Consider the following 25,967-nt stretch of genomic DNA (forward strand, 5'->3'; position numbering starts at 1 on the left):
TTGAAAAGCCCGAAGGCTCAAAATTTCAAGACAAATTCTTTCGTAGTATACGGAAAAACCTTACCTTAGTGCAATTTTTCAGAGGTGAGATATTGAGTGTAATTAATATAAAACTAAATGGTTGATCAAGACAGAATTATTAAGATTAACATCGAAGAGGAAATGAAATCGGCATACATTGATTATTCAATGTCTGTCATTGTTTCACGTGCTCTTCCTGATGTTAGGGATGGCTTTAAGCCGGTTCACCGCCGTATTTTATTTGGAATGAATGAACTGGGTAACACATCCGACAAACCTTATAAAAAATCTGCGAGAATAGTTGGTGAAGTTTTAGGTAAATATCATCCACATGGCGACTCGTCTGTATATTTCGCCATGGTTCGTATGGCCCAGACATGGTCTATGCGTTATCCGTTAGTAGACGGACAAGGTAACTTCGGTTCAGTGGACGGTGATAGTCCTGCCGCTATGCGTTATACAGAGGCACGACTGAGTAAACTCGCCGAAGAAATGCTCCGGGATATCGATAAGGACACGGTAGATTTCCAGCTTAACTTCGATGATACGTTGAAGGAGCCGACCGTATTACCGACTCGTGTTCCTAACTTACTTGTAAATGGTGGATCGGGTATCGCCGTTGGTATGGCTACGAATATGCCAACTCATAACTTGAGCGAGGTATTAGATGGTTGTATCGCTTATATCGATGCCAAGGGAGATATCGAGGTAGAGGGCTTAATGCAATATATCAAGGCTCCGGACTTCCCTACAGGCGCTACAATTTATGGCTACGCAGGCGTGAAAGACGCTTTCGAGACGGGTAGGGGACGTATCATCCTTCGCGGTAAAGCCGAGATTGAGGTGGAGAATAATCATGAGAAGATTATTATTACCGAGATTCCTTATTTGGTAAATAAGGCTGAGTTGATCAAGTATATCGCTGACCTGGTAAACGAGAAGCGTATCGATGGCATTTCCAATGTCAATGATGAGTCCGACCGTAGCGGTATGCGTATCGTAGTTGACGTGAAACGTGATGCGAACTCGAGTGTCGTACTGAATAAATTGTATAAGCTTACGGCTCTGCAATCCTCATTCAGCGTTAATAATATCGCTTTGGTGAACGGCCGTCCGAGGTTGCTTAACTTAAAAGACTTAATCAAGGCGTTTGTTGAGCACCGTCATGAGGTCGTTATCCGGCGTACAAAATATGAATTGAGGAAAGCGGAAGAGAGAGCCCATATATTGGAAGGCTTGATCATCGCTTCCGATAATATAGACGAGGTAATCGCGATTATCAAGTCTTCCAAGAGCCCGCAAGAGGCTATCGAGCGTTTGATCGAACGTTTCTCTTTATCTGAGCTTCAAGCACGTGCGATTGTAGAGATGAGACTTCGTCAGTTGACAGGTCTGGAACAAGACAAATTGCGTGCGGAATATGAGGAGATCGAGAAGTTGATCGCTTATTTGAATGAGATTCTGGAGAATGAGGACCTTTGTATGAAGGTTATCAAAGATGAATTATTGGAAATCAAGGATAAATTTGGCGACGAACGTAAGACGGATATCGTTTACGCCTCTGAGGAATTAAATCCGGAGGATTTCTATGCGGATGATGAGATGATCATTACCGTATCTCATATGGGATATATCAAACGTACCCCGTTGAGTGAGTTCCGTGCGCAAGGCCGTGGTGGTGTAGGAGCGAAGGGTTCCGAGACTAGAGACGAGGATTTCGTTGAGTATATCTATCCGGCATCCATGCACGCGACCTTATTATTCTTCACGGCAAAAGGTAAATGTTATTGGTTGAAGGTATTCGAGATTCCGGAAGGGGCTAAGAACGCTAAAGGACGTGCGATCCAGAATCTTCTGAATATCGAGCCGGATGATAAGGTACAAGCTTTTATACGTGTTAAGAAATTAACCACCGATACGGAATTCATTAATTCTCATTACCTATTATTCTGTACGAAGAAAGGTGTGATCAAAAAGACTTTGTTGGAGGCCTATTCCCGTCCTCGTCAAAACGGTGTGAACGCTATTACATTGCGTGAAGACGATGGCTTGATCCAAGTATGTATGACGAATGGTAACAACGAGGTGATCATAGCGAACCGTAACGGCCGGGCGATCCGTTTCCATGAAAGCGCGGTACGTGTAATGGGCCGTACGGCTTCCGGAGTGAAAGGTATGACTTTGGACGAGGATAATACCGATGAAGTCGTTGGTATGATCTGTATCAAGGACAAGGAAAAAGAGACCGTACTCGTCGTATCAGAGCAGGGATATGGAAAACGTTCCTCTATCGAGGATTATCGTATAACGAATCGTGGCGGTAAAGGCGTAAAAACCATTAATATCACGGAGAAGACCGGTAAATTAGTTGCCATCAAGAATGTTACGGACGAGAACGATTTAATGATTATCAATAAGTCGGGTATCGCTATCCGTATGAAAGTGGCCGATTTAAACGTAATAGGACGTGCTACTCAAGGTGTTCGTTTGATTAATCTAGAAAAGCGCAACGACGAAATCGCTTCTGTATGTAAAGTATTGTCTGAGAGTGAAGAGGAGATAGCCGAGCAAAAAGCGGAACAAGAAGCCAGACAAGAGAATGAGGGAAGAGAGTTCAGTGAGAATCAAGCTAGTCTAGGTACTGATGTTGATCTACCGGAATCAGAGGAGGATAACGAACAAAATGATAACGAAGAAATAACTGAATAATTTTAAACAAATAGAAATATTAATCTCAAAATTACTATCACAATGAAACGAGTATTATTAACAGTGGCACTATGTGTCGCAGCATCGGTCTCTTTTGCACAGAAAAAAGCTGTAAATGAGGCTCAAAGTATAGCTAAGGGTTCGACTCCTGATTTCTCGGAAGCTAGAACTCTTATTAAAGGAGCTTTGGAAAATCCAGAAACAAAGGATGACGCTAAAACTTGGTATGTTGCCGGTTTTATCGAGGATCAACAGTTCAGCAACGAAAGAACTAAACAAGTCTTGGGCCAACAACCGGACGAGCCTGTTATGTACGAGGCATTGGGTAGTATTTTGCCATACTTTGAGAAAGCATATGAGTTAGATCAACTTCCTAATGAAAAAGGAAAAGTTAAACCTAAGTTCACGAAAGATATCAAAGGTATCCTAGGAGCAAACCACGTATATTACATCAATGGTGGTGCTTACTATTTCGATCAGAAAGATTATAACAAAGCTTACGATTTCTTCGAGCAATACCTGAAAATATCTGATATGCCGATGTTTAAAGGTGAGGCTGTCGCTGAAAGAGATTCAAACTTCATGACAGTTCAGTTCTATGCCGCTGTAGCAGCGACCCAACTTGGCGATTCTCAAAAAGCTATCGCAGCGTTAGAGCGTGCTAAAAATACGGATTATAGAGCAAGCGAGGTATATCAATACTTATGCTATGAGTATGAGCAAGCTAAGGATACCGTGAATTTAGAGAAGACTTTGGAAGAAGGTTTGAATAAATTCCCCGAGGAACAGTATTTCTTAATGAGCCTTATAAACAATTACATCTATTCTAATAGAAATGAGAAAGCTATTGAATATTTGAACACAGCTATCGCTAAGGATTCCAACAATCCACAGCTTTACGATGTAATGGGCCGTGTTTATGAGACTGGTTTGAAAGATTACGCTAAAGCTGAAGAGTATTTCAAGAAAGCATTGGCGATCAATCCGGACTATATCGAATCTCTCTCTAACTTAGGTCGTGTATATTACAACCAAGGTGTAAACAAGCAAGGTGAGGCTAATATGATCAACGACGCAAAACAATATCAAGAGGAATTAGGCAAAGCTAAGGAATTTTTTAAGCAAGCTCTTCCTTACTTTGAGAAAGCTCACCAAATGAAACCAGAAGAAAGAGAATATATGACTGCTTTAAGAGGTATTTACTACAACTTGAATATGGGTGATAAATTCGATGCTATTGAAGCAGAGATGAATAAGTAATTTCTTCTTTCAGAATAAATGGAACCGTCTAGTAATATAAGGTTACTAGGCGGTTTTTTATTTGTGTATCATGTATCGGAGTAGTCATTTTTTGATCGTTCATAATACTATTAAACATAATGGGAATTATAAAATTAATAGCAAGATAAGGATAAATTAGTGCATTCAAGCAAAGCTTGTAGCTGCTTTGAGTAAAGACACATATCTTTTCACGGCTGTGAAACGTTTGTTTCATGGATGTGAAAAGATCGTATCACAGCTGTGAAAAGATCAGATCACCTATATGAAAAGATTAATTCAGCCTGACGCAACTATTTGATTCGCTATTAACTCCTTCAAATAAAGCATGACTTTCGGATGACTTAATGGCATGTTCTCTAGGATTTCTTTAAGCTCTCGCGTACTGATATCAAATGAAACCAGATCTGAATGATATGAGAAATGAATGTTTATGTCTGGATTACTGCCTATAAGCATAGCCATTGTACCCGCCAAATCTCCCAAAGGCGGACAATCAATATGAGATGAGACAAAACAAGCAACAACTACCGTACCTTTTCCCTGTATGGAAGATATTTCCACATTCCCGCCTGTTTGCTCCGCGTTTTGTATCAAGAAAGGTAAGCCTAGACCCACTTTTCGTGTTGTGCGAGTCGTATAAAACGGATTACGGATCAGAGAGACTGTTTCCGGATCCATGCCACAGCCATTATCCGCGATACGAATACATATGGATGTGTCCTTTATCTGTATATCTATCTCTATATCAGAAGCTTTTGCTCTGATACTATTAGCGGTTATATCCGTGATATGAAACGAGAGATTATCCATGAGAGGCGAAAATTAAGTGATTGTCTTTTTGATCAAAAGCCTTTCGTAAGCCATCGAAGGTTAATTCCTCCGTTTGCCAAATGGAGGGCTGAGTACCTATTTGTTCGGGGTAATGAGCATCCGAGGCTGAGTATTGAGTCTGCTCTTTCAAATACCCGTGAATAGACAATAACTTACTGTATCTTTGCTGATTATTATATTCAATAGCATCTAAAGATAAGCAGGGGTCTATAAAACCTAATTGACTGATCAAGCTGAATGACGGACGTTCTACATGGGCGGCTACAAATAGAGCATCCACCTTACGTGCTTGAGCGGCTATTTGGTTTACGCTTTGATCCAAGGCGGAGAGCAAAAGATAGGGTACTTCTCCTAGAATCTCATTCTCCGCATTCACCCAAACTTGATCGCCAAAACGTTCCGGATCATTTGGAATTGGAGGGAGATGCTCTTCTAAATATCGTTGGAATCGCTTACGGGATTCATCGGTCGGGAAATAAACCAGACAATGCGCTTCCTCACGGGTCGTAACTTCTACGCCCGCAAAGACCCTTAGTCCGAATCTCTCGCCAAGGGATTGAATCTCCGGGCATTGTAAGGTCGTATTATGGTCCGTAATGGCAATAGCATCCAAACCTTTCGCTAAGGAACGACGCACGATCTCCGATGGACTCATTTCCAGACTGCCACATGGCGACAGGCAAGTATGGATATGTAAATCAGCTAAATACTGTTTCATCCATTCTCATTCTGTAATAAGCGGTAAATCATACCGGAAGCCTCGAACGCGGAGCGTGTAGTTCCTAAAAGAGGGACAGCCTCTTCCCTACCTTTTTGTAAGGTCTCATCATCCGGAGAGGTTCCGTTCACGATCAATACAGCGGAGGCGTCTTTTAAAGTAGCCACGGCCAGTATATTCTGATGGGTTTGCATGGTAATCCATAGCATACCCTCCTCGATATGTCCCATGACATCACTTAATAAATCGCTCGTATAGCCTCCGGTTATCTCTGTATCAAGGCCCTCTTCTCCACAAAATACAGTAAGATTCAACATCTTCACTAAATCACAAACCTTCATATTTAGCTCCTTTCTTATAACAATCCTTATTTAAACGATCTTTCCCCCATGTCTTCTCAACGATACGGAAGGCATGCTCTTGGTCTAGTTTACCGTGCTTCTCCATATTACGTTGCATAAATACGCAATCACTGAATTGAGCCTCGTGGCGTACGATATCCTCGGCCAAGCTTTGACAGTTCGGACTGCCGCAAGCGCCACAATCGATTCCCGGTAGGTAGCACATCAATTTCCGCACTTGCTCCATTTTCTTCAGCATCTCATCGATCGTTCCATCGTACAACCGTTTGGGATTCGGTTGCACCGGACGGATCGTAATATGCTGCCTCAAATAGGATAAAGCCTCGAAATTATCGGCGGCGTATATCATCGGTACTTTATCCCGGTTCATGGATCGCTTCATGATACGCTCGGCCGTGAGGAAACGGTTCGCTACGGCTAATACACCTCCGGCACAGCTACGGTCGCAAGCCCTCAGTTCCAGAAAGTCTACGTTACGTACCTCGCTGGTCGTTTCCATTCGTTCCAAGAAATCGATCACATTATGGATCTCATCGATCGCGAGGCAACGACCAGAGAAATGTTTGGCCTCCCCTCCTGTCTGGCTCCATCGCATCTCTTTTTTCGTTAATGGCGGAGGAAGCTCACATTCCGGCTCGTATCCTCTCGGGCGATTCTTAAGAATATGGTATACCTTATTATATAGGGTATCCATATTTATCACGCCTTTGATCGTAGATGAGTAACCTTCCGCTCCCTTCAAGGCGGCGATTTTCGCTGCGCAAGGCGTAACATAAAAGATACCGATCTCTTCCGAGGGAACACCTTGCCCTTCCAATATCTTATGATAATAAGTGGCCGAGGCGTTTACCGGCGCTTTCACCAATAAGATATTCTCCACCAGCGCAGGGAAACGGACTTGTATCAACCGGACGATAGCGGGGCAAAAAGAACTGATCACCGGTTTTTCCTCGGCGTTTTCCATCTGCCGTACCATTTCCTTATGGATCATATCGGCGGTAAACTCTACTTGGAAAACATGGGTAAAGCCCAGTTCCATAACGGCACTGATAATTTCCTTCTCAGTCGTGTACTTTGAGAACTGCCCGATAAATACCGTGGGCATCAACGCTACCCTGCATTTATAATCAAATATACGCTGGAAGTCATCCTGCTCCACATAGATAGCCTCTGTCGGGCACGATTTCAAGCACTCGCCGCAATCCACGCACCAATCCTTATGGATCAAAGCCTTACCATCCCGGATACGGATCGCTCCCGTAGGACACTCTTTCATGCAATGCGTACAGCCTATACAGCGGTCATTGTCAATCTTCAAGGCATGATAAAAATTAGCTTCCTCCATGGTCTACGCTCCTTCTTTATTAAACCATGTGACCATACGTACCGTGGTACCTACGTCTACTTGGCTCTCGATCGTTAATTCATCTACGTTCTTCTTCATATTTGGAAGTCCCATTCCGGCACCAAATCCCATCTCACGCACGGCCTCGGATGCCGTCGAATACCCTTCACGCATAGCTAGCGATATATCCGGGATTCCGGGCCCTTCATCCTTCAGTTCCAAAGATATTTTATCAGCGTCCAATTCAGCGACAACCGTTCCTCTCCAAGCGTGAGCCACGATATTCACCTCCGCCTCATAAAGCGCCACGACCACCCGCTTAATGATCCGGGGATCGATAGCCAATTGCTTCAAGACCTTCTTTATCTGGCTAGACGCATAACCCGCCTTCGAGAAATTACCGCCCTCCAACTCAAACTTAAATAGCATATCTCACGACCTCCTTTCTCAATATATAGGAAGGAGCCCCGCGCTATAAAGCTCTCCGACCGTATGATACATAGAATGATCCGTCTCCAAAAGAACCATATTGTTCTCACGAGCCAGCTCCAGCATATCCGGGGTTACTTTCTTCCCCCGCACGAAAAGTATATAAGAAACTTCCGCCATCTCCGCGGTACGGATCGTTTGCAAATTACAAAGTCCTGTCACCAACAGCACATCACCACAATCCAGCGTAAGCACGTCACTCATCAGATCGCTGGCAAAAGCGCACTGCACATCGTTCTCCCGTTTCTCTGAGCCACAGACGATGGAGGCATCGGTAAGTTCTTGAATTCTTTGAATCTTCATAAGGTACCAGAGGTTACATTTTACATGGGCTAATGTAAGAAATAATTTCGAATGTCGGCCTAGTATATTACATTAATTACTATCTTTGGTACACTAACAAAAAATAATCCTTATGTTCAGTAAAGAAACTTATATGGCCCGCCGGGCTAAGCTGAAACAAACCATAGGTTCCGGTTTGTTGCTATTCCTTGGAAACGACGAGAGTGGGATGAACTACGCCGATAATACGTATCACTTCCGTCAAGACTCTACCTTCTTGTATTTCTTCGGATTGCCATACGCCGGGTTATCCGCTATCATCGATATCGATAACGATAAGGAGATCATCTTTGGCGATGAGTTGACTATAGACGCGATTGTATGGATGGGTACGCAGCCCACCCTAAAAGAGAAGAGCGAGGCCGCAGGTATCAAGGAAGTCCGTCCTTTTAAGGAGATCGAGACTTATTTGAAGAATGCCCAGCAAAAAGGCCAGCCAATCCATTATCTGCCGACATATCGTGCGGAACACCAGATCAAGTTATTCCAATGGTTGGGTATCGTACCCGGCGCGGATAAACCTTCCGTGCCTTTTATCATGGGTGTCGTAAACCAACGGAATTACAAGAGCGAGGAAGAAATTGCCGAGATCGAGAAAGCCTGTATCGTAACCGCCGATATGCACCTGACTGCCATGCGTACCGTACGTCCGGGAATCCGGGAGTCGGATGTAGCGGCTGCCGTTGCGGAAGTCGCTTTCGCCAACAATTACCAGCTCTCCTTCCCTATCATCGCCACGATCAATGGGCAGACCTTGCACAACCATGATCATAGTCATATGATTAAGAGCGGTGATATGCTATTATTGGACGCCGGTGCCGAGACTGAGATGGGATATGCCGGAGATATGTCGTCCACCATCCCAGCCGACTCTAAGTTCACGACCCGTCAAAAAGACATCTATGATATTCAAGTAGCCGCCCATGAGGCTGCCGTAGCGGCTTTGCGCCCGGGTATTCCTTTCGTGGATGTATATGAGTTGTCTTGTAAAGTGATCATGGAGGGTTTAAAGGACCTTGGTTTCGTGAAAGGAGATCCGATGGAGGCCGTAAAAGCCGGTGCTCACGCCATGTTTATGCCTTGTGGCCTAGGCCACATGATGGGATTGGATGTACATGATATGGAGAATCTAGGAGAGGTATACGTTGGTTATGACGGACAACCGAAGAGTACGGAATTCGGACGTAAGTCATTGCGCTTGGGACGTAAGCTGGAACCGGGGTTTGTCTTGACCATCGAGCCGGGCGTATACTTCATCCCCGAATTAATGGATTTATGGAGAGGCCAGAACAAGTTCACCGAATTCATCAATTACGAGAAGTTGTTTACATATAAAGATTTCAGTGGCATACGTAACGAGGAAGACTATCTGATTACCGAGAACGGCGCTCGTCTATTAGGAAAGAAGATCCCTTTGCGTACGGAAGAAGTAGAAGCAATTCGATAAATCCTATACATTATTATATATAAGCTTATGCAAAAGGGAGAGCCTTAAAAACAGCTCTCCCTTTTTGGGCTAAACGAGAAAGACAATGTATGAAACGATTTAAAACCGATATCCGATACTTAGAAAGAATGAATGCATAAAACGAATCCGAGGCATACTAAGCCTTTTCCCCTCTACAATGAAGTTTCGCCCTCCACTATATAAATCAAAATTCGAAAATATATACCCCAAAGAGAATATATACCGCTGGTCTATATCGAGACTCAACATACTTTTAATATGATAAAATAACGATTTACCTCCCTTGTTCTTTATATGATCGAATTTTTGAGGTATCCATATCCCGGGAGTGTTTGGAACATAGCTTATATTAAACTCTTGATTGACAGGCAAAGGAATGGTTAATCCGGGTGAAACGACCAAAGAGAGTCCCGTATCCTTGTCTTTCCCGAATTTAAAAGCGGGAGTTACTAACTGGATGGCCGGACGTAACGCAAAGAAATGACAGCCCGGATTACTCTCATCTGAATCCCAGAACCACTGATTATCTCTTGAAAACCCCGTATAACTATCTCTCTCAATCGTATTACAGAAAAGCAACCCCATAGTAATTCCCACATAAGGAATCGGTAGATAAGTAACAGATGGCTCTACCTCCCATGCTGAATTATTATTCAAGGCACCGGAGAGTTCTACTTTCCACATATGGGATTTTTCTTCCTCTTGCGCCTGTCCCCCAAAGGTAAAGATCAAACAAATAAAGAAAAGTATAGATCTCATTATTACAGGATATTAGCTGTTCATTTACAGTAAAGACAGAGGACCTTCTCAATCACCCTATCCATTAGGGTTAATAAATCAAAAAGAGTTAATAATAAACACGGACTTAAAAAGAAAGCGCACATTTCCTTCTCAGACTATACATGCTATTTCATCATCTCGAAACGAAAACTCGTGAATCGATAAAAAAGGCTGTCCCATCTTGAAGTGGAACAGCCCTCTTTGCTAAATAATACTGATTAAATTGCTTTCAGAATCTCGGTCAGTTTTTCCGGGGTGACGTTGGCGGCGATTATCACTCCTTCGTCGTTAATCAAGAAGTTCTTGAAACCTTTTCTTAAATCATACTTCTTGTACAACTCTGACTCTTTACCCAGTCCTTCGTGAAATTGCGTTGACAGATCCAACTTGTCAATCTTTACCGTCTCGGTAAAAATAGATTCTTTCTCATCCATAGAGATCGAACACATCGCAATTTTGTCCGGACCAAACTTGTTAACCTCATTCGCCAATTGCACGTTACGAGCCCGCGATTCCGCATCGTAAGCCGCCCAAAAGTTGAGCAATGTATAACGTCCTAATTGGTTGTGGAAACTGGCTTTAGCGTCGTTTCCCAAAAACTCTATTCTCGGAGCTAGATCACCGGGGTTCACACCCTCGGTAAGTTTCGCCTTTTTCGAACCGGCAGACATTCCTAATAACGCTACCGATGCGATGAGAACATAAGCTCTTACCTTCATATTTTCAATTTTACGTTAAACTTAATCGGGGGAATCTCCCGGGGGACAAACTCCCGACTCCTGATTTTCAGGATCGTAAACAAGCATGTTTCTTTCGCTAAAGAGACACTAACTTGCCTTTAACGGGTGCAAATATAAAACCAAATACTTCTTTCTACCAAATTATATAGCGATTTTCTGCAAATTAGCAAGCTTTTTTATATGTTTTAGCGCACACATCGATAAAAAATTAACTGTTTTGCAACATAAATTTAGAAGTAGAGTACCTTTTTCTCCCCGAGAGAACCGCAAAATCATCAAGAATCATTAGCTTCCCGCTCCCCTACCTTTAGACCGATAACAGGGAATCCTTAGCGATTTCATCTTTAAGTATAGATTATCCAACGGCTGTTGCATAATCATCTAACAGCTGGTGCATGATCTTCCAACAGCCGTTAGAAGATCATGCACCAACTGAAAAATTAGCAATGCTTCAAGAGCAAACCGCTAATCCTTCTTGGAAAAGAGGCTAATAGCATTAAGAGATTCCCTTTAATCACCTTGTACTGCCATCTTGAAAAATAAAAGGAAAAAAATACCCTTCCCTCTTGTTTATTCAAAAACTTCCACTACATTTGCAGTGTACTATTAAACTAATACACTAAAGCAGCAAAACATATGATTACATTAAAAGAACTCTCATTCAGCTATAGCCGCAAAAAAGAGGTACTTGATCGTATCAATCTTGAGGTTGGATCGGGACACATCTGTGGCTTATTGGGAAAGAACGGTGAAGGAAAGACTACGCTTCTAAACCTTCTAAGCGGACAGATCTTTCCGGATCAAGGTTCTTGCCTCGTATTGGAGGAAATTCCTTCCGAGAGAAACGCTCGTTTCTTGCAGCAGATATTCTTATTGCCGGAGGAAATCTCCATGCCTGAGGTCACCGCCATAGAATATATAAAGATGTACGCGGCTTTTTATCCGACATTTAGAGACGATATCTGCAAGGCTTGCGTAGAATCGTTTGAGATCAATCTATCCGATCGCCTGTCGAAAATGTCTCAAGGACAACGGAAAAAGGTGGCGATAACCTTGGCGCTGGCCGCTCATACGCCCCTGCTTCTAATGGATGAACCAACAAATGGGCTGGACATTCCCTCGAAAGCGACATTCCGCAGACTGGTAGCCTCTTTGATAGATGACAATCAGACGGTTATTATCTCCACGCATCAGGTCAGGGATCTAGAAAGCTTGATCGACACGGTATTGATCTTAGACCAAAGGCAAATCCTATTGAATAAGACATTGAACGAGATCGGCGAGAAACTTTATTTCGGACCACTCCTGCCGGAAGAGAAAGCTCTTTATTCCGAGCCTACCTCGCAAGGGACAATAGGCGTCACCGCAAGGGATGGCAAGGAAGAGACGGCCGTATCCTTAGAGTTGCTCTTTAACGCAGCGATAACGTATCCCAAAGAGATCCAAAGAATCATGAACTCCTAAATACACATAGACATGAAAACAGATTTTAGTATACAACGCATCAATCTTTTACTTCGCAAAGATTGGATAGAGAATAAGAAAAAATTAGCTTATGGGGTATTGGTCATCCTCGGAGTCCTCTTCTTTTTCCTGTTATCCTCCATTTTATGGGATACGAGATTCCGTACCTTTACATTATATGTATTGGGATCATTGGGGACTTTTATCGCTTTCTGTAGCTACGTAAACTTGATGATACACCGCCCTAGAGGATTGTTCTTAACGCTTCCCGCGAGCAACCAAGAGAAATTTGCCGCTATCTTGATCGAAGGCATCGTGGTATTCTTAACATACCAAGTCACGTTCTGGACTGGGACGGGAATAGCCTCAATGCTCATTCATATACAGCCTGTAGCATTCAAGGACATTACCATGCCCTTGCAAGAGTTCACCATGCTGGCGTTTGTCGGTTCCTTGATGTTCCTCTCTTACGTTACATTCAAGAAGTATGCTTTAGGAATCGCTTGTGGCGGATATATATTGATAGTTGCCTCTATCATAGGGATTGTCTATCTATGCATAAGCACGTTGAACATCCAGCCGGGTATGGATAGGTTCTGTTATGAGTCTTCCCCACTTTATACCGCCGTGTATTGGCTAAGTTTTGCCTTTACACCCGCATTTCTCATCGCTACCCTCGTGGTCTTATACGTCGCTTATCTAAAACTTAAAGAAAAGGAACTAAGATGAACTACAATACGAATCAATCCATATTTATCCAGATAGCCGAGCGGATTTGCGACCGGGTATTGAGTGGTAATTACAAAGCCGATAGCCGTATCCCTTCGGTACGGGAACTGGCGGTAGAGATGGAAGTGAATCCGAACACGGTCATGCGTTCCTTCGAACGTCTGCAAGCGAATGAGATTATTTACAACAAGCGTGGGATCGGCTACTTCGTTGCTTCCGACGCCGAGCGGAAAATCCGTGAGATGCGCCATAACCAGTTCGTGGAAGAGGTGCTTCCCGCTGTATTCAAGGAGATGCACCTGCTAGGCGTAGGTATCGACGAGCTTACGAAAGCCTATACATTATATATATCTACCATTAAATAAAGACAATCATGAAAAAAAGTAATCGCGTGTTTATCGCCTTGATAGCGACATTATATATCGTTCCAGCCCTCACTTTCGGCGCTGCCCAGTTTACGTCGGAAAAATGCCTTACAGGTTTCACGCAAAAGTTTCAGATTATCCAGATAGATAATCCGGAGTTGAAAGCGGAAAACATAAAAGTCGATACGAGAACCGCCTCCGAATTTCCCCGGGGGCAAATACTGGAAGCAAAGGACCGGTCGTTACTCTATTACGAGGGAATGAAACGGTATTTGCCGGAAGTCAGCCGCCACGATTCTCTATTATTGGTTAGCGGGGCGAGGGGCGCCGGGCAAGATAAAAATCTCACGTTGCATATCCGTATCAACAATATCCAGAAGATCCGTCTGAACGGAGAAGAGATTTGGACTAGGTAACAATCACATACACACATTATTTCTTAATCATTAAATCGTACTATAATGAAACAAATCATTATGGCAGCCCTTTTTATATCCTTTTCTTGGGGTATTCGGGCACAGCAATTACAGATCCGGGGGAAAGTCATCGACCTATCCGACAAGTCTCCTCTTGAGTTCGCGAATATCACGCTTCAAACAGCCGATTCCGCATTCATCACAGGGACGACGACGGATAGTAAAGGACTTTTCCGGATCGAGAAAGTCAAGGCCGGAGATTATCAAGTATCTGTTTCCTCCATAGGTTACAAGACTTCGGTAGTCTCCGTGCTGGGACTTTCCCAGCCTATAGATCTCGGTACGATCTCATTGGCATCCTCCTCTATATCCTTAGATGAAGTCACGGTCAACGCTTCCGCTATCCGTAATACGGCGGACCGTAAGATCGCGTTCCCTACCTCCGAGCAAAAAGCGGCCTCCAGCAATGGCATCAACCTATTGAACGCCTTGATGCTTCCTCGTTTGGAAGTGGACCCGATCCGGAATAGCGTATCGCTACCGAATGAAGGGACTATTCAATTCTGCATCAACGGTATCAAGGTGGAGCTATCCGATATCCGGGGCTTATCGCCACAGGAGGTAATCCGGGTAGAATATCATGATAATCCGGGCTTACGTTACGGTAACGCCTCTGTCGTACTCGACTACATTGTCCGGAGGGAAACTAGCGGCGGTTCTGTCAATCTGGATCTTAGTAATTCACCGACCACCTCTTTTGGAGACGATCAGGTGTCGACGAAGTTCAATCATAAGAAATCGGAGTTCGGATTGCAATACGCCGTCCGTTACCGGAATCCGTATCATATCTGGACGGAAGGAATCGAGACCTTCCGCTTTGAGAGTGGCGAGACGATGGAACGTACCTCGGAAGGTCTGCCAAGAGGAATGTCCGAGACCGCTCATAACCTCTCTCTTAATTATAATCTGGTAGATAACGACCATTATTATTTCAATGCTACGCTACGCTATTTCTTATCAGACGAGGATAAAGGTGGCGGCAAGAACCTGTATACCAACAATAATCCCGAGGATAAGACATACGCTTGGAATCCAAATAGCAACTCTACCAAACGTCCTTCCCTCGACCTTTATTACCAACGCTCCTTACCACATAAGCAGACATTGATACTTAATATGGTAGGTACGTACATACATACGAACGCAAACCAAATGTATCAAGAATGGAAAAACGATATCCTCTTATCGGATATCTTGTCGAACGTGGACGGAAACAAATATTCCATCATCGGCGAGGGAATCTACGAACGGCAATTCGAGGCCGGTCGATTGGGAGGAGGATTGAAACACACCCAATCGTGGACGGATAACACCTACAGCGGAACGGTTGGAGGACGAACCAAGATGAAACAGTCGGAGACGTATCTCTATACGGAATTCAGCGGACGTGTCAAGAAGTTGAATTATACCGCCGGAATAGGTGTCTCCCGCTCATGGCTCAAGCAAGAAGGCGAGGAAGATTATCAATATTATACGTTCCGCCCAAAGGTATCCTTACAATATAACTTTACGGATAATATGTATTTCCGGGTAAACGGTAGCGTAAATAATGTCTCACCTAGCCTATCGGAACTAAGCGCCATCGAGCAATATATCGATACGCTACAGATACGCCGGGGAAATCCTTATCTGAAACCCTATAAGAGTTATGACATGCAAGCCAATTATCTATATAAAAAAGGAATATTCACCGGAGACTTAAACTTTTATTACAGTAATAGCCCGGACCGGATCATGGAGGAAGTGATACGGGAAAACAATAAGTTCATTCGCATTACCGATAACCAAAAAGGATGGCAGAAACTAAGCGGTGACTTGACATTACGTGTCGGCCCTATCATCAAGCGGATCATAAGCCTATCCGTGACAGGTGGAGTCAATCGTTATATCAGCGAAGGAAATAGTTATTCGCATACCTATAACAATTGGTATTACCGGGCTTCCGTCATGGCTATGTACAAGAAATTCATGGCTATGTTCCAGATACAAAGTAGCTATAATACGTTTGTCGGCGAATTATTGCATGGTGGCGAGAATATCCATATGTTTATGTTCCGGTACAATCAAGGTAAATTCGCCGTTGGAGCCGGATTGATGATGCCTTTCTCCAGCCAGTACAAACGGGTAGAGGAAAATCGGAACGCTTACGCTCCCAGCCGTACGAACATGTACGCGAACGACTTCAGCCGAATGTTGATGCTAACTTTCTCTTGGAATTTTGACTTCGGCCGCAAGTTCAAGGAGGCCAACAAGAAACTTTGGAATAGTGATGAGGATTCGGGTATCATGCGATGATCCTCAAATAAAAAAAGTCCGGTATTAATTACCGGACTTTTCTTTTCTATCTTCAGGAGGGGGAATTGGAACCCCTTCTTTAATAAACTCATCATATACGATCTTAGGATGGTCTTGCGGAGAAGCCAGTTGATATTCCGCGGTGAAATTATCCCGCCTAAAATTCTTCAGCTTAAGGTTTTCCACGCTGTAATTTCTCAAGGTCTCTTTCCTGTCACCAAACAAAGAGCTGTTCAATACCTCCGAATCCAGAATGTTTTCTTTCGGAGTCATTGTAGGCAAAAGGTTTTGCTCCAGCAATCCTCTATAAGCGCCAATGTATTCGCACCAAACAGAATTACCTTTTTGATAGATCCGATAGGTGTAGTTAGACCAAGCTGTCGTTACATGAATCTCATGCTCCCAGATATCGACGGATGCCTCTGAATCAAAGTAGGGATCTTTAATCGTCACACGTCGTAATCCATGATTCTCATCTCTCACTAAAGTCAGCCACTTATCTGAATGAAGTATTTCAGAAATAATGTCGGGCAACTTTTCCTTGATTTCAAATTGGATTCTCATACATTTCGCCTGCCGGTCAGGACTTTTTAAGGTTGCCAGGTTCTCATTAAACATTTTGTCGTTAATACGATAAAACAAATATAAGCAAAAATGTTTAATATAATATACTCTTTTTCGATAATTCTTACGTACTTTTGCCTAATAGAATGACAAATATGGCACAAAACGACGAAATAATACTGATAAATATCAATGGAGCGGATCGTCCGGGTGTAACGGCGGCTCTTACGGAGATTCTAGCCAAGAACAACGCTGTTATCCTCGATATCGGTCAAGCGGATATCCATAACCATTTATCATTGGGTATCTTGTTTCAAAGCACGGAAGGAAATTCCGGCGATATATTGAAAGAACTACTGTTCAAGAGTTACGAATTAGATGTCAATATCCGTTTCAATCCCATTACAGAGCAAGAATATAGTAAATGGGTAGGTATGCAGGGCAAGAACCGGTATATCATCACGATATTAAGCCGTAAGCTTACGGCCAAGCAAATCGCGGGTGTTTCCCGGATCGTAGCGGAGCAAGATATGAATATTGATGATATCAAGCGGCTCACGGGACGTATCCCGTTGGACGAGAATGCCCGTACTCCTAAGGCGAGCGTGGAGTTTTCCGTACGTGGTACCCCGAAAAACAAGGAGTGCATGAAAGCGGAGTTCATGAAACTTTCCACGGAGCTTGAGATGGATATCTCTTTCCAAGAGGATAGCATGTATCGCCGTATGCGCCGTCTGATTTGTTTCGATATGGACTCTACCTTGATAGAGACGGAGGTTATCGACGAGTTGGCGATACGTGCCGGAGTTGGCGATCAAGTAAAAGCGATTACAGAGGCAGCCATGCGTGGAGAGATCGATTTCTGCGAGAGCTTCCGCCAGCGTTGTGCCTTATTAAAGGGGTTGGACGTATCCGTGATGCAGGAGATCGCCGAGAATCTACCGATCACAGAAGGTGTAGACCGCTTGATGCGTATCTTGAAAAAGGTGGGCTTCAAGATCGCTATCCTTTCCGGAGGTTTCACTTATTTCGGTAATTTCCTTAAACAAAAATATAATATCGACTATGTATACGCCAACGAGCTTGAGATCGAGAATGGCAAGCTAACGGGTAATCATGTGGGTGATATCGTAGATGGAAAGCGTAAAGCGGAGTTATTACGCCTGATCGCGCAAGTGGAGAACGTAGATATTCGCCAGACCGTAGCGGTTGGCGACGGGGCGAACGACTTGCCGATGATTAGTATCGCCGGTCTAGGTATCGCCTTCCATGCCAAACCGAAGGTTAAGGCGACCGCCAAGCAATCTATCTCTACGATTGGCCTCGATGGTATCTTATATTTCCTTGGATACAAGGATTCGTATTTGGATGAACAGATGTAATATATATAATTAACGTATAGCGATTATGATCAGACATATTGTAATGTTTAAGTTGAAGGAGTTTCAAACTCCGGCTGAGAAGCAAGCCAAAATGCAAGAAATTAAGGATAAGCTGGAAGCCTTAATCAATAAGATAGACGTATTGAAAATGATCCGTGTAGATTTTAATTGTAATCCGGCGGAGACTTGGGATATTATTTTAACTACTGAATTACCTACCTTGGAAGATGTAAATACGTACGCTAATCATCCGGAACATGTAGCGGTCGCTAAAGGAATTATTGGCCCGGTAAAGGCGGACAGAGCTTGTGTTGACTATGAAATCCTTTGATATAGAGGAGCGTGTGAACCAAGCGGTCCACAACTTCGAGTCCGGATATAATTGCGCTCAATCAGTATTCCTCGCTTATTCGGATGTCTTCGAGTTGGATTTAGAGCTGGCGAAAAAGATGTCTGTATCTTTTGGAGGAGGTGTCGGACGCATGCGTGAGGTTTGTGGTACCGTAAACGCAATGGCGATGTTAGCCGGATTTAAGTATCCGGTATTTGATCCGCTAGATCAAGAGGCGCGTGCCCGCAACTATGGCATGGTACAAAAAATGGCGGCTTTATTCAAGGAGAAACATGGGACGATCATTTGCCGTAGCCTTCTTCCTCCGGAAGAGACATCGACGAATCCCGCTCCTTCCGCACGCACACAACAGTATTATGCCAAACGTCCTTGCGGTAAATACGTTGAGGAAGCGGCTCGTATCGCCGGGCATATGCTAAAGGGTGAACTTGAATAAACGGCATTGTCAAGCTAGAAGACGTATTTGTGAAATGTAACCAAGTTTTCGAATCTCAGTGAATAACTCACTGTAAGAGGACTTGGATTTCACATTGACTTTATAGGTAATTGTCGACGTATTCTTGTCGTAATTATGCTCATAAGAAAGACTTACGATAAATATGCTCCTATTTTCCAAGATTTTCCGGATACCTTTAAGATCGGGAGTCGAGGTTGAGCAATTTATCGTAAGTATTTTATTAACACCATCCAAATACATACGTCGCTCCAGCCTTTCTAAAGAAACCAATACGAACAAGGTAAATGCCGTAGTGATAGAAGCGGCCAAGAACATACCGGCACCAGCGGCCAAACCTACTACAGCCATTACCCAAATACAAGCCGCCGTAGTGAGTCCATGCACGCTTCCATGACTTTGAATAATAGCTCCTGCTCCCAAGAAACCAATACCTGTAAGGACTTGGGCGGCGATACGCCCCGGATCTCCATTCAAGAAATTCGGATAGGTTTGTGGTATCCAGATAGATATCAACATGGCGGCGGCAGATCCCATACAGATCAAGGTAAAGGTTCGCATACCAGCGTCCCTGCGGCGAAATTGCCGTTCAGCCCCGATAATGGCGCCCAGCACAAAACTGATCGCCAACCGCACGGCGGCGGTGGAAGTAGTAATCTGAGTACTGTCTAAAATCTCATTCAAGTGTTCTAGCATAGCCTTTGGTATCCTTTTATTTGGTTTGGTGCAAATGTAATACTTTATTGCCCATATTTAGTTAAAAAACAAACAGCTTCTTAGCCTCCCTTCGCTTTTTATTTAATTAACAATACCGAGTCGCAAACTATATATATTGTTAAAAAGACAAATCACTATTGTTTTTCATCCTCCCTAATTGTATATTTGTGCTATACAAATAGTACAATATGATTAAGTTTGTTTTAGATTACTCTAATGGAGTGCCTATTTATCGCCAAATAATAGATCAGATTCTATTTGGGATAGCATCCGGCCAACTGAAGCTGGGCGAGCAATTGCCTACAGTAAGAGCTCTTGCCGTAGAATTGAAGGTAAATTTAAATACTGTATCAAAAGCTTATAAAGAATTAGAGATAAGGGATGTTCTAACAACTCAACAAGGTTCTGGGACATTCATCAATCAGGTTGATTCCATTCTTCTGGAAAAAGAGAGGAATAAAAAGCTAAAAGATATATGTACTCAGTTCTCAATACTGGCATCAACTTATGGCTTTACGATTGAAGAGATAAAAGCGGAATTGTCTAAATGTGAAATCTTAAATAAATACCACCATGAAAAGTAATTTAAAAACAAAAGGTTGGGCTAATCCGATATCAGTTTCTGTTATGCTATTAGCCATTATTTTATCACTCGCTTTGTTTGCGCTTCATAGGATAGAGTTGTCTATCATTTTTATGGTTGCATTAGGATTATTGTCTGTATCTATGCGAATCGCAGATCAATGGGAACATGCGGTAGTTTTACGCATGGGAAAATTTCAGGGATTAAAGGGACCAGGCGTATTCTTCATATTACCTATTATTGATAGCGTATCAGCCTATGTGGATCAACGGGTAAGGGTGAGTTCTTTTAAAGCAGAGCAAACTTTAACAAAAGATACAGTTCCCGTAAATGTAGATGCCGTGGTATATTGGACCGTTTGGGATGTAGAAAAAGCGGTATTGGAAGTACAAGATTATCAAGAAGCCATCGAGCATATTGCTCAGACAGGCTTACGAGACACCATAGGAAAACACGAGTTGTCAACTCTTTTACAAGAACGAGATAAAATAGCGGAAGATTTACAAATCCTTTTGGATCAAAATACGAACCCTTGGGGCATTACATGCCAGACTGTTGGTATTAAAGATATTGCGATTCCTGTAGATTTGGCGGAAGCGATGAGCAAGGAGGCGCAAGCTGAGCGTGAAAGGAGGGCGAGAGTTATCCTGGGAACCGCGGAAACAGAAATCGCGGAAAAATTCGCGCAAGCCAGTAAAGAATACAGAAATAACCCTGTCGCTCTTCACCTACGGGGTATGAATATGCTTTTTGAAGGTCTAAAAGAAAAGGGATCAATGGTAATAGTACCAAGTTCCGCATTAGAAACGATGAACCTTGGGGCGATTGGAGGACTCGCATCTTTATCCAAAGTACAAGATGATTTATAAAATATAATACTATGATACTACAAATAAAACCTTTCATAGGCTTATCCGTCCTGTTTTTGAGTGTTTTCTTTTCATGCGGGCAGACTAAGAAAACAGAAGGATTGGAAGTGATTCCAATCGAAGCGGCTTATCTACATCCAACGACATTGAAGGCTTCGGATTATTTTCGGAAAATACGTTACGTGCCTTTGGAGACTAATGACCATGCCTTGGTTGGAAGCGATCCTGTAGTCTGGATTTCCGGCGATCGGTTGATCGTATCCTCCAATCAAAAACAATGTTTGTCATTTGATAAAGCTACAGGTCGCTTCGTTAGCTCGATCGGACATATCGGGAATGATCCGGAAGGTAGCCAGTCGCTTTTCGGCTGGATGAATGCCGCAGCCGGACATGTTTATTTCCCGGCAGGGAATGGCCGGTCCGTCGTTTATGACAAGGATGGGAATTTCGTGGGTGATCAACAAGATCTGGAGGTGACCAATGGTATTTATGGCGTAGATACATACGATTATTTGGACAAGGATATACTGGTAGAGCATTTACCCGCCACCGAAGACAAGCCGGATCGGATCATCCTTTTTCGTGATACCACGCTGTTAGCCTCATTTCCGTCGCATGGAGAGCCGCATAGCCCTCTGTCGGGAGCTATGACAGATATTCTGGAGATGAATATACATCAGCATACAGAAACGGGATATGATGTAATTTATATAACTTTTAAAGATGGTCGTCAAAATTGCCTGGTTCCCTCGGAACAAATCTTTTGGCATAAAGGAAAGGATTTGTTTTTCCGTGAGACGTTCAATGACACGATTTATCAAGTGGAAACAACAGGATTGACCCCCGTGAAGCGTTTTGACTTTGGGACGATGCGTTGGGACCGGAAAGATCGGTATAATCCGGAGAAAGATCAAGCCTTTTACCCTTTGGACGTGTGTGAGAGTGATCGCATACTTTGGCTTCGATTCGTAGTGAATTTACACCATCAGGAACAATGGAAAGTTTATAACGCTATCTATGACAAAATAAACGGAGATGTGAAAGTCGCCCCTTTCAAGGAGGGAATACATGATGATCTGAATGGTTTCTTACCTTTACAGCCTACTTTCGCCACACCTTCGGGCGAATTCGCTCAGCTTGTTCCAGCGGGAAAGATCTTGGAATGGTTTGAGAAGCATACCGGGCAAGAGGATTGGCCGGAGGAGATAAAAGCTCTCAAGAAGTTGACGGAAGAAGATAACCCGGTCGTAATATTGATGGAGTGATTAATATCATCCGAAGTGACATGAGATTCATATTTTTTCTTGCATCATTGATTGAATTCAGTTCTCTTTTTTTATCTTCGTGACGGAATAGAGAATAATCCAATAAATTCAAATATAACTAAATCTTCAGAAGTTGAAAATAATAACATACAATACCAATGGTTTAAGGGCCGCCGTAGGTAAAGGCTTGCCCGAATGGTTGGCGCAAGAGCAACCGGACGTGTTATGTATCCAAGAGACGAAATTACAACCGGATCAGTTTCCGGCCGAGACTTTCGAGGCGTTGGGATACAAGTCCTATCTGTTCAGCGCACAGAAGAAAGGATATAGTGGCGTGGCCATTCTCACGAAACAGGAGCCGGATCATGTCGAGTATGGAATGGGAATCGAGCGGTACGACAACGAGGGCCGTTTTATCCGTGCGGATTTCGGGGATCTGTCTGTCGTCAGCGTTTATCATCCTTCCGGAACTAGCGGGGACGAACGACAGGATTTCAAGATGGTATGGCTGGAAGATTTCCAGAAATATGTAGTTGAGTTACAAAAATCCCGTCCGAACCTGATATTATGCGGCGATTATAATATTTGCCACGAGCCGATAGATATCCATGATCCGATCCGGAACGCCAAGAACAGCGGTTTCCTTCCAGAGGAACGGGAATGGATGACACGTTTCTTATCGGCAGGCTTTATCGATACTTTCCGTTTGCTGAATCCGGAGAAACAAGAATATACGTGGTGGAGTTATCGTTTTAATTCCAGGGCGAAAAATAAGGGATGGCGTATTGATTATTGCATGGTTAGCGAAGCGATGAAGTCTAGGGTGAAAGCGGCTTACATATTAAATGATGCCGTACATTCAGATCATTGCCCGGCGGTGCTAGAAGTAAAATAATCAGACTCGGCAGACAGGGCCCTTTGCCACCCTAATGGCAGAGCTCTGCCAATAGGAGAAAAAGGATTTGCAGAGCAATATGCTGTAAATTAATATATTACGCTTCGTGTCTATCAGCTAAAAATGACAGTCTTATTCTTATAGGCCAGTATCTTCCGCTCGATATGTTTTTGTACGGCACGGGATAAAACGATCTTCTCCAAGTCTTTTCCTTTATTCACCAACTCGCTGATCGTGTCCTTATGCGTGATACGTACGACATCTTGCTCGATGATCGGGCCGGCATCCAACTCGGTCGTAACGTAATGACTGGTAGCACCGATGATCTTCACGCCCCGCTCAAAAGCCGCATGATACGGTTTTGCCCCCACGAAAGCCGGAAGGAAAGAGTGATGGATATTTATGATGCGGTTCGGATACTCGTTAATCATTTGTTCTGAAATCACTTGCATATAACGTGCCAGCACGATAAAGTTTACCTTGTGCTCCGCCAGCAAAGCCAGTTCCTTTTGTTCTTGCTCCTCTTTCGTCTCTTTCGTGATCGGGAAATGATAGAAGGGGATGCTGAATCGCTCGGCTACATGCGCCAAGTCCTTATGGTTGCTGATAATCAAAGGAATCTCCACGTTCCATTCTCCCGCCGTATAGCGTGCCAGCAAATCCTTTAGCTCCCACTCGATCCGCATAAAAAGATATTCTCCACATGGTCTACATACTGATCCAAATAAATGATATTACCTTTATTTACGGTAAAAAAATTCGTTACATCCGCCAAAATACCCGGCGTATCGGGGCAATGCAACAGTAGTTTTGCTGTACTCATATCAGATACTCTTATTTGTTAACCTAAATCATCAAATTGAAATCGCAAATGTAGCATATTATTATTAATCGCAAATAAATAATAGCAAAAAGTTTAATAGAAAAGGGATTTGCTAAATATTAGTGTATTCAAGATCAACTCTTTACGGCTAAAAAATAACCGGGACATAACAATAAAATCAAACTTTTTCTTTAACATTGCACTCGCTTAAGAACCATATATACCTAAGATTCTATTATTTAATTATTTATATATGAGACAACTACTAATTTGTATTTTCGCATTATTCGCATGCGTATATTGCGCAAACTCTCAAGTCAGAGGCAATGAGATCCGTGTCGTCGTTTCGCCGGATCATGCGGATTGGACTTATGATCTAAATGAGCCTTGTTCTTTCACGATTCAAGTTTATACGGCCCAGAATCTATTGAAAGACGTAACGATCGACTATTCTCTCGGGCCGGAAATGTACCCGGAAGAAACCAAGGAAAATGTCCTGCTGAAAGAAGGAAAGCTAACCGTAAAAGGGCGTATGAAACACCCCGGCTTCTATCGTTGTAAAGTAAAAGCCCATGTAAATGGCAATACCTACGAAGGACTAGCGAACGCCGCCTACAGACCGGAGCAAATCCTTCCTACGGCCGAGAATCCTTCCGACTTTGACGCTTATTGGATAGCCGCAATAGAGAAAGCCCGTCGCACTCCCTTGCGACCAACCATGGTGCTGCTTCCGGAGCGTTGCACCGAAACAGTCAACGTATATCATGTTAGTTTCCAGAATGTTCGTCCCGGATCACGTACCTATGGCATTCTTTGTATGCCGAAAAAAGAGGGAAAATATCCGGCGTTGCTACGTGTGCCCGGCGCAGGAATCCGTCCGTATTATGGGGATGTGACAACCGCCGAGAAAGGTGCGATCACTTTGGAAATCGGTATTCATGGCATTCCAGTCACCATGACGCAGGATTATTACGATAAGCTCTTCAACGGCGCTTTATGGGAATATTGGAAAATGAATAATGACAATCGAGACGCTTTTTATTACAACCGGGTCGTACTAGGCTCTATCCGTGCGGTCGATTTCCTATGCGGTTTGCCGGAATACAATGGCAAGTCTCTCGGCGTAACCGGTTCCAGCCAAGGGGGAGCTTTATCCGTTATAACAGCCGCCTTACATAAGCAAGTTACTTTCTTCGCCGCCGTTCATCCGGCCATGTGCGATCATTCCGCCTTCCTACAGCATCGTGCCGGAGGATGGCCTCATTATTTTTATAACCAGGCTTCTCCAAATAAAGAGGAAATACACGTATCACGTTATTATGATGTGGTTAATTTCGCACGCCGCCTCTCTATTCCGGGATGGTTCAGTTGGGGATATAATGATGAGGTCTGCCCGCCAACATCCATGTATTCCGCCTATAATAGTATAACTTCCCCAAAAGAATTACATCCTTATTTGGAGACAGGACATTATTGGTACCAGGAACAATATGACGAATGGAATAATTGGTTGTGGAAACAATTAGGGATTATTTTGTAAAAAAGCAATACTGTTTTAGCGACAAAAGTATATTGTTTTAAAATAAAAAGAGCATTGTTTTATGATTAAAACAATGCTCTTTTTTTACATCATATATTTCTCTAAAAA

26 protein-coding genes and 1 pseudogene are annotated in these 25,967 nt (G+C 43.3%); 16 read left to right on the forward strand and 11 right to left on the reverse strand.

What is annotated here, in order from left to right; genetic code table 11:
• The first annotated feature begins 117 nt into the window (after positions 1–117).
• On the forward strand, positions 118–2,730 hold the full coding sequence (gene gyrA / locus HMPREF0999_RS11160) for a DNA gyrase subunit A (RefSeq protein ID WP_005856960.1): 2,613 nt from the start codon (positions 118–120) through the stop codon (positions 2,728–2,730).
• Positions 2,731–2,772: 42 nt separating this feature from the next.
• On the forward strand, positions 2,773–3,990 hold the full coding sequence (locus HMPREF0999_RS11165; RefSeq protein ID WP_005856958.1) for a tetratricopeptide repeat protein: 1,218 nt from the start codon (positions 2,773–2,775) through the stop codon (positions 3,988–3,990).
• Positions 3,991–4,287: 297 nt separating this feature from the next.
• On the opposite strand, the gene HMPREF0999_RS11170 is transcribed toward HMPREF0999_RS11165, so the two are convergent.
• The 6 genes from HMPREF0999_RS11170 to HMPREF0999_RS11195 are packed head-to-tail and all read right to left on the reverse strand — an operon-like array spanning position 4,288 to position 8,059.
• Complete coding sequence (locus HMPREF0999_RS11170) at positions 4,288–4,821, reverse strand: ATP-binding protein (RefSeq protein ID WP_009275943.1); 534 nt, start codon at positions 4,819–4,821, stop codon at positions 4,288–4,290.
• A complete protein-coding gene (locus HMPREF0999_RS11175) occupies positions 4,814–5,560 on the reverse strand; it encodes a PHP domain-containing protein (protein WP_008779888.1) in 747 nt (248 codons plus the stop codon). Before HMPREF0999_RS11175 ends, HMPREF0999_RS11170 begins: the two co-directional genes overlap by 8 nt.
• Positions 5,557–5,901: a DRTGG domain-containing protein gene (locus HMPREF0999_RS11180; RefSeq protein ID WP_005856952.1), complete on the reverse strand. Its 345-nt coding sequence runs from the start codon at positions 5,899–5,901 to the stop codon at positions 5,557–5,559. The genes HMPREF0999_RS11175 and HMPREF0999_RS11180 overlap by 4 nt, the downstream gene beginning before the upstream one ends.
• Complete coding sequence (locus tag HMPREF0999_RS11185) at positions 5,888–7,267, reverse strand: [Fe-Fe] hydrogenase large subunit C-terminal domain-containing protein (protein WP_009275944.1); 1,380 nt, start codon at positions 7,265–7,267, stop codon at positions 5,888–5,890. Before HMPREF0999_RS11185 ends, HMPREF0999_RS11180 begins: the two co-directional genes overlap by 14 nt.
• Before the next feature lie 3 nt (positions 7,268–7,270).
• Positions 7,271–7,696, reverse strand: coding sequence for an ATP-binding protein (locus HMPREF0999_RS11190; RefSeq protein WP_005856948.1), 426 nt, complete (start codon positions 7,694–7,696; stop codon positions 7,271–7,273).
• 18 nt (positions 7,697–7,714) lie between these two features.
• Entirely contained in the window at positions 7,715–8,059 is a 345-nt protein-coding gene (locus tag HMPREF0999_RS11195) for a hypothetical protein (protein ID WP_005856945.1), read from the reverse strand.
• Positions 8,060–8,171: 112 nt separating this feature from the next.
• On the opposite strand from HMPREF0999_RS11195, the gene HMPREF0999_RS11200 reads away from it, so the two are divergent.
• Positions 8,172–9,545: an aminopeptidase P family protein gene (locus HMPREF0999_RS11200; protein WP_009275945.1), complete on the forward strand. Its 1,374-nt coding sequence runs from the start codon at positions 8,172–8,174 to the stop codon at positions 9,543–9,545.
• A gap of 99 nt (positions 9,546–9,644) precedes the next feature.
• Here the strand turns inward: HMPREF0999_RS11200 and HMPREF0999_RS11205 are convergent, their stop codons facing one another.
• Positions 9,645–10,325 carry a hypothetical protein gene (locus tag HMPREF0999_RS11205; protein WP_009275946.1) on the reverse strand — a complete coding sequence of 227 codons (681 nt, stop codon included), beginning with the start codon at positions 10,323–10,325 and terminating at the stop codon, positions 9,645–9,647.
• A 239-nt stretch (positions 10,326–10,564) separates the two neighbouring features.
• Positions 10,565–11,065 carry a thioredoxin family protein gene (locus HMPREF0999_RS11210; RefSeq protein ID WP_005856939.1) on the reverse strand — a complete coding sequence of 167 codons (501 nt, stop codon included), beginning with the start codon at positions 11,063–11,065 and terminating at the stop codon, positions 10,565–10,567.
• Between the two features lie 657 nt (positions 11,066–11,722).
• Here HMPREF0999_RS11210 and HMPREF0999_RS11215 point away from each other — a divergent pair.
• From HMPREF0999_RS11215 to HMPREF0999_RS11235, 5 genes are read left to right on the forward strand one after another with little or no spacing between them, the layout of a single operon-like run.
• The gene (locus HMPREF0999_RS11215; protein WP_009275947.1) at positions 11,723–12,550 is read left to right on the forward strand and encodes an ATP-binding cassette domain-containing protein; all 828 of its coding nucleotides are present in this window, start codon (positions 11,723–11,725) and stop codon (positions 12,548–12,550) included.
• Between the two features lie 12 nt (positions 12,551–12,562).
• Positions 12,563–13,279, forward strand: a complete 717-nt coding sequence (locus HMPREF0999_RS11220) for a hypothetical protein (protein WP_009275948.1) — start codon at positions 12,563–12,565, stop codon at positions 13,277–13,279.
• On the forward strand, positions 13,276–13,644 hold the full coding sequence (locus HMPREF0999_RS11225; RefSeq protein ID WP_005862289.1) for a GntR family transcriptional regulator: 369 nt from the start codon (positions 13,276–13,278) through the stop codon (positions 13,642–13,644). The genes HMPREF0999_RS11220 and HMPREF0999_RS11225 overlap by 4 nt, the downstream gene beginning before the upstream one ends.
• A gap of 8 nt (positions 13,645–13,652) precedes the next feature.
• Entirely contained in the window at positions 13,653–14,060 is a 408-nt protein-coding gene (locus HMPREF0999_RS11230; RefSeq protein ID WP_008772152.1) for a hypothetical protein, read from the forward strand.
• Positions 14,061–14,105: 45 nt separating this feature from the next.
• Positions 14,106–16,415, forward strand: a complete 2,310-nt coding sequence (locus HMPREF0999_RS11235; RefSeq protein ID WP_009275949.1) for an outer membrane beta-barrel protein — start codon at positions 14,106–14,108, stop codon at positions 16,413–16,415.
• A 24-nt stretch (positions 16,416–16,439) separates the two neighbouring features.
• On the opposite strand, the gene HMPREF0999_RS11240 is transcribed toward HMPREF0999_RS11235, so the two are convergent.
• Positions 16,440–17,033: a hypothetical protein gene (locus HMPREF0999_RS11240; RefSeq protein WP_010182996.1), complete on the reverse strand. Its 594-nt coding sequence runs from the start codon at positions 17,031–17,033 to the stop codon at positions 16,440–16,442.
• A gap of 101 nt (positions 17,034–17,134) precedes the next feature.
• Between HMPREF0999_RS11240 and serB the strand changes: the two genes are divergently transcribed.
• From serB to HMPREF0999_RS11255, 3 genes are read left to right on the forward strand one after another with little or no spacing between them, the layout of a single operon-like run.
• The gene (serB, locus tag HMPREF0999_RS11245) at positions 17,135–18,361 is read left to right on the forward strand and encodes a phosphoserine phosphatase SerB (protein WP_005856925.1); all 1,227 of its coding nucleotides are present in this window, start codon (positions 17,135–17,137) and stop codon (positions 18,359–18,361) included.
• A 25-nt stretch (positions 18,362–18,386) separates the two neighbouring features.
• Complete coding sequence (locus tag HMPREF0999_RS11250) at positions 18,387–18,692, forward strand: Dabb family protein (RefSeq protein WP_005856923.1); 306 nt, start codon at positions 18,387–18,389, stop codon at positions 18,690–18,692.
• The gene (locus HMPREF0999_RS11255; protein WP_008772149.1) at positions 18,679–19,149 is read left to right on the forward strand and encodes a C-GCAxxG-C-C family protein; all 471 of its coding nucleotides are present in this window, start codon (positions 18,679–18,681) and stop codon (positions 19,147–19,149) included. Before HMPREF0999_RS11250 ends, HMPREF0999_RS11255 begins: the two co-directional genes overlap by 14 nt.
• Before the next feature lie 9 nt (positions 19,150–19,158).
• Here the strand turns inward: HMPREF0999_RS11255 and HMPREF0999_RS11260 are convergent, their stop codons facing one another.
• On the reverse strand, positions 19,159–19,863 hold the full coding sequence (locus HMPREF0999_RS11260; protein ID WP_009275951.1) for an MgtC/SapB family protein: 705 nt from the start codon (positions 19,861–19,863) through the stop codon (positions 19,159–19,161).
• Between the two features lie 209 nt (positions 19,864–20,072).
• Between HMPREF0999_RS11260 and HMPREF0999_RS11265 the strand changes: the two genes are divergently transcribed.
• From HMPREF0999_RS11265 to HMPREF0999_RS11280, 4 genes are all read left to right on the forward strand, one after another.
• Positions 20,073–20,468, forward strand: a complete 396-nt coding sequence (locus HMPREF0999_RS11265; RefSeq protein WP_009275952.1) for a GntR family transcriptional regulator — start codon at positions 20,073–20,075, stop codon at positions 20,466–20,468.
• A complete protein-coding gene (locus HMPREF0999_RS11270) occupies positions 20,458–21,336 on the forward strand; it encodes a slipin family protein (protein ID WP_009275953.1) in 879 nt (292 codons plus the stop codon). Before HMPREF0999_RS11265 ends, HMPREF0999_RS11270 begins: the two co-directional genes overlap by 11 nt.
• Before the next feature lie 11 nt (positions 21,337–21,347).
• The gene (locus HMPREF0999_RS11275) at positions 21,348–22,601 is read left to right on the forward strand and encodes a DUF4934 domain-containing protein (RefSeq protein WP_009275954.1); all 1,254 of its coding nucleotides are present in this window, start codon (positions 21,348–21,350) and stop codon (positions 22,599–22,601) included.
• A gap of 133 nt (positions 22,602–22,734) precedes the next feature.
• Positions 22,735–23,496 carry an exodeoxyribonuclease III gene (locus HMPREF0999_RS11280; RefSeq protein ID WP_009275955.1) on the forward strand — a complete coding sequence of 254 codons (762 nt, stop codon included), beginning with the start codon at positions 22,735–22,737 and terminating at the stop codon, positions 23,494–23,496.
• 113 nt (positions 23,497–23,609) lie between these two features.
• On the opposite strand, the pseudogene HMPREF0999_RS11285 reads toward HMPREF0999_RS11280, so the two are convergent.
• Positions 23,610–24,319 (reverse strand): annotated as a pseudogene (locus HMPREF0999_RS11285) (formyltetrahydrofolate deformylase).
• A gap of 253 nt (positions 24,320–24,572) precedes the next feature.
• Between HMPREF0999_RS11285 and HMPREF0999_RS11290 the strand changes: the two are divergent.
• On the forward strand, positions 24,573–25,859 hold the full coding sequence (locus HMPREF0999_RS11290; protein ID WP_009275958.1) for an acetylxylan esterase: 1,287 nt from the start codon (positions 24,573–24,575) through the stop codon (positions 25,857–25,859).
• Positions 25,860–25,967 lie beyond the last annotated feature (108 nt).

The sequence above is a fragment of the Parabacteroides sp. D25 genome (genome assembly GCF_000307475.1).
Lineage (GTDB): Bacteria > Bacteroidota > Bacteroidia > Bacteroidales > Tannerellaceae > Parabacteroides > Parabacteroides distasonis.

Coding starts and splice junctions, on each gene's coding strand:
- HMPREF0999_RS11190 (WP_005856948.1), bottom strand. CDS start 7,696: ATGCTATTTAAGTTTGAGTTGGAGGGCGGTAATTTCTCGAAGGCGGGT.
- HMPREF0999_RS11265 (WP_009275952.1), top strand. CDS start 20,073: ATGATTAAGTTTGTTTTAGATTACTCTAATGGAGTGCCTATTTATCGC.
- HMPREF0999_RS11255 (WP_008772149.1), top strand. CDS start 18,679: ATGAAATCCTTTGATATAGAGGAGCGTGTGAACCAAGCGGTCCACAAC.
- HMPREF0999_RS11225 (WP_005862289.1), top strand. CDS start 13,276: ATGAACTACAATACGAATCAATCCATATTTATCCAGATAGCCGAGCGG.
- HMPREF0999_RS11195 (WP_005856945.1), bottom strand. CDS start 8,059: ATGAAGATTCAAAGAATTCAAGAACTTACCGATGCCTCCATCGTCTGT.
- HMPREF0999_RS11200 (WP_009275945.1), top strand. CDS start 8,172: ATGTTCAGTAAAGAAACTTATATGGCCCGCCGGGCTAAGCTGAAACAA.
- HMPREF0999_RS11220 (WP_009275948.1), top strand. CDS start 12,563: ATGAAAACAGATTTTAGTATACAACGCATCAATCTTTTACTTCGCAAA.
- gyrA (WP_005856960.1), top strand. CDS start 118: ATGGTTGATCAAGACAGAATTATTAAGATTAACATCGAAGAGGAAATG.
- HMPREF0999_RS11290 (WP_009275958.1), top strand. CDS start 24,573: ATGAGACAACTACTAATTTGTATTTTCGCATTATTCGCATGCGTATAT.
- HMPREF0999_RS11170 (WP_009275943.1), bottom strand. CDS start 4,821: ATGGATAATCTCTCGTTTCATATCACGGATATAACCGCTAATAGTATC.
- serB (WP_005856925.1), top strand. CDS start 17,135: ATGGCACAAAACGACGAAATAATACTGATAAATATCAATGGAGCGGAT.
- HMPREF0999_RS11240 (WP_010182996.1), bottom strand. CDS start 17,033: ATGTTTAATGAGAACCTGGCAACCTTAAAAAGTCCTGACCGGCAGGCG.
- HMPREF0999_RS11235 (WP_009275949.1), top strand. CDS start 14,106: ATGAAACAAATCATTATGGCAGCCCTTTTTATATCCTTTTCTTGGGGT.
- HMPREF0999_RS11205 (WP_009275946.1), bottom strand. CDS start 10,325: ATGAGATCTATACTTTTCTTTATTTGTTTGATCTTTACCTTTGGGGGA.
- HMPREF0999_RS11270 (WP_009275953.1), top strand. CDS start 20,458: ATGAAAAGTAATTTAAAAACAAAAGGTTGGGCTAATCCGATATCAGTT.
- HMPREF0999_RS11260 (WP_009275951.1), bottom strand. CDS start 19,863: ATGCTAGAACACTTGAATGAGATTTTAGACAGTACTCAGATTACTACT.
- HMPREF0999_RS11215 (WP_009275947.1), top strand. CDS start 11,723: ATGATTACATTAAAAGAACTCTCATTCAGCTATAGCCGCAAAAAAGAG.
- HMPREF0999_RS11185 (WP_009275944.1), bottom strand. CDS start 7,267: ATGGAGGAAGCTAATTTTTATCATGCCTTGAAGATTGACAATGACCGC.
- HMPREF0999_RS11165 (WP_005856958.1), top strand. CDS start 2,773: ATGAAACGAGTATTATTAACAGTGGCACTATGTGTCGCAGCATCGGTC.
- HMPREF0999_RS11175 (WP_008779888.1), bottom strand. CDS start 5,560: ATGAAACAGTATTTAGCTGATTTACATATCCATACTTGCCTGTCGCCA.
- HMPREF0999_RS11180 (WP_005856952.1), bottom strand. CDS start 5,901: ATGAAGGTTTGTGATTTAGTGAAGATGTTGAATCTTACTGTATTTTGT.
- HMPREF0999_RS11275 (WP_009275954.1), top strand. CDS start 21,348: ATGATACTACAAATAAAACCTTTCATAGGCTTATCCGTCCTGTTTTTG.
- HMPREF0999_RS11210 (WP_005856939.1), bottom strand. CDS start 11,065: ATGAAGGTAAGAGCTTATGTTCTCATCGCATCGGTAGCGTTATTAGGA.
- HMPREF0999_RS11230 (WP_008772152.1), top strand. CDS start 13,653: ATGAAAAAAAGTAATCGCGTGTTTATCGCCTTGATAGCGACATTATAT.
- HMPREF0999_RS11250 (WP_005856923.1), top strand. CDS start 18,387: ATGATCAGACATATTGTAATGTTTAAGTTGAAGGAGTTTCAAACTCCG.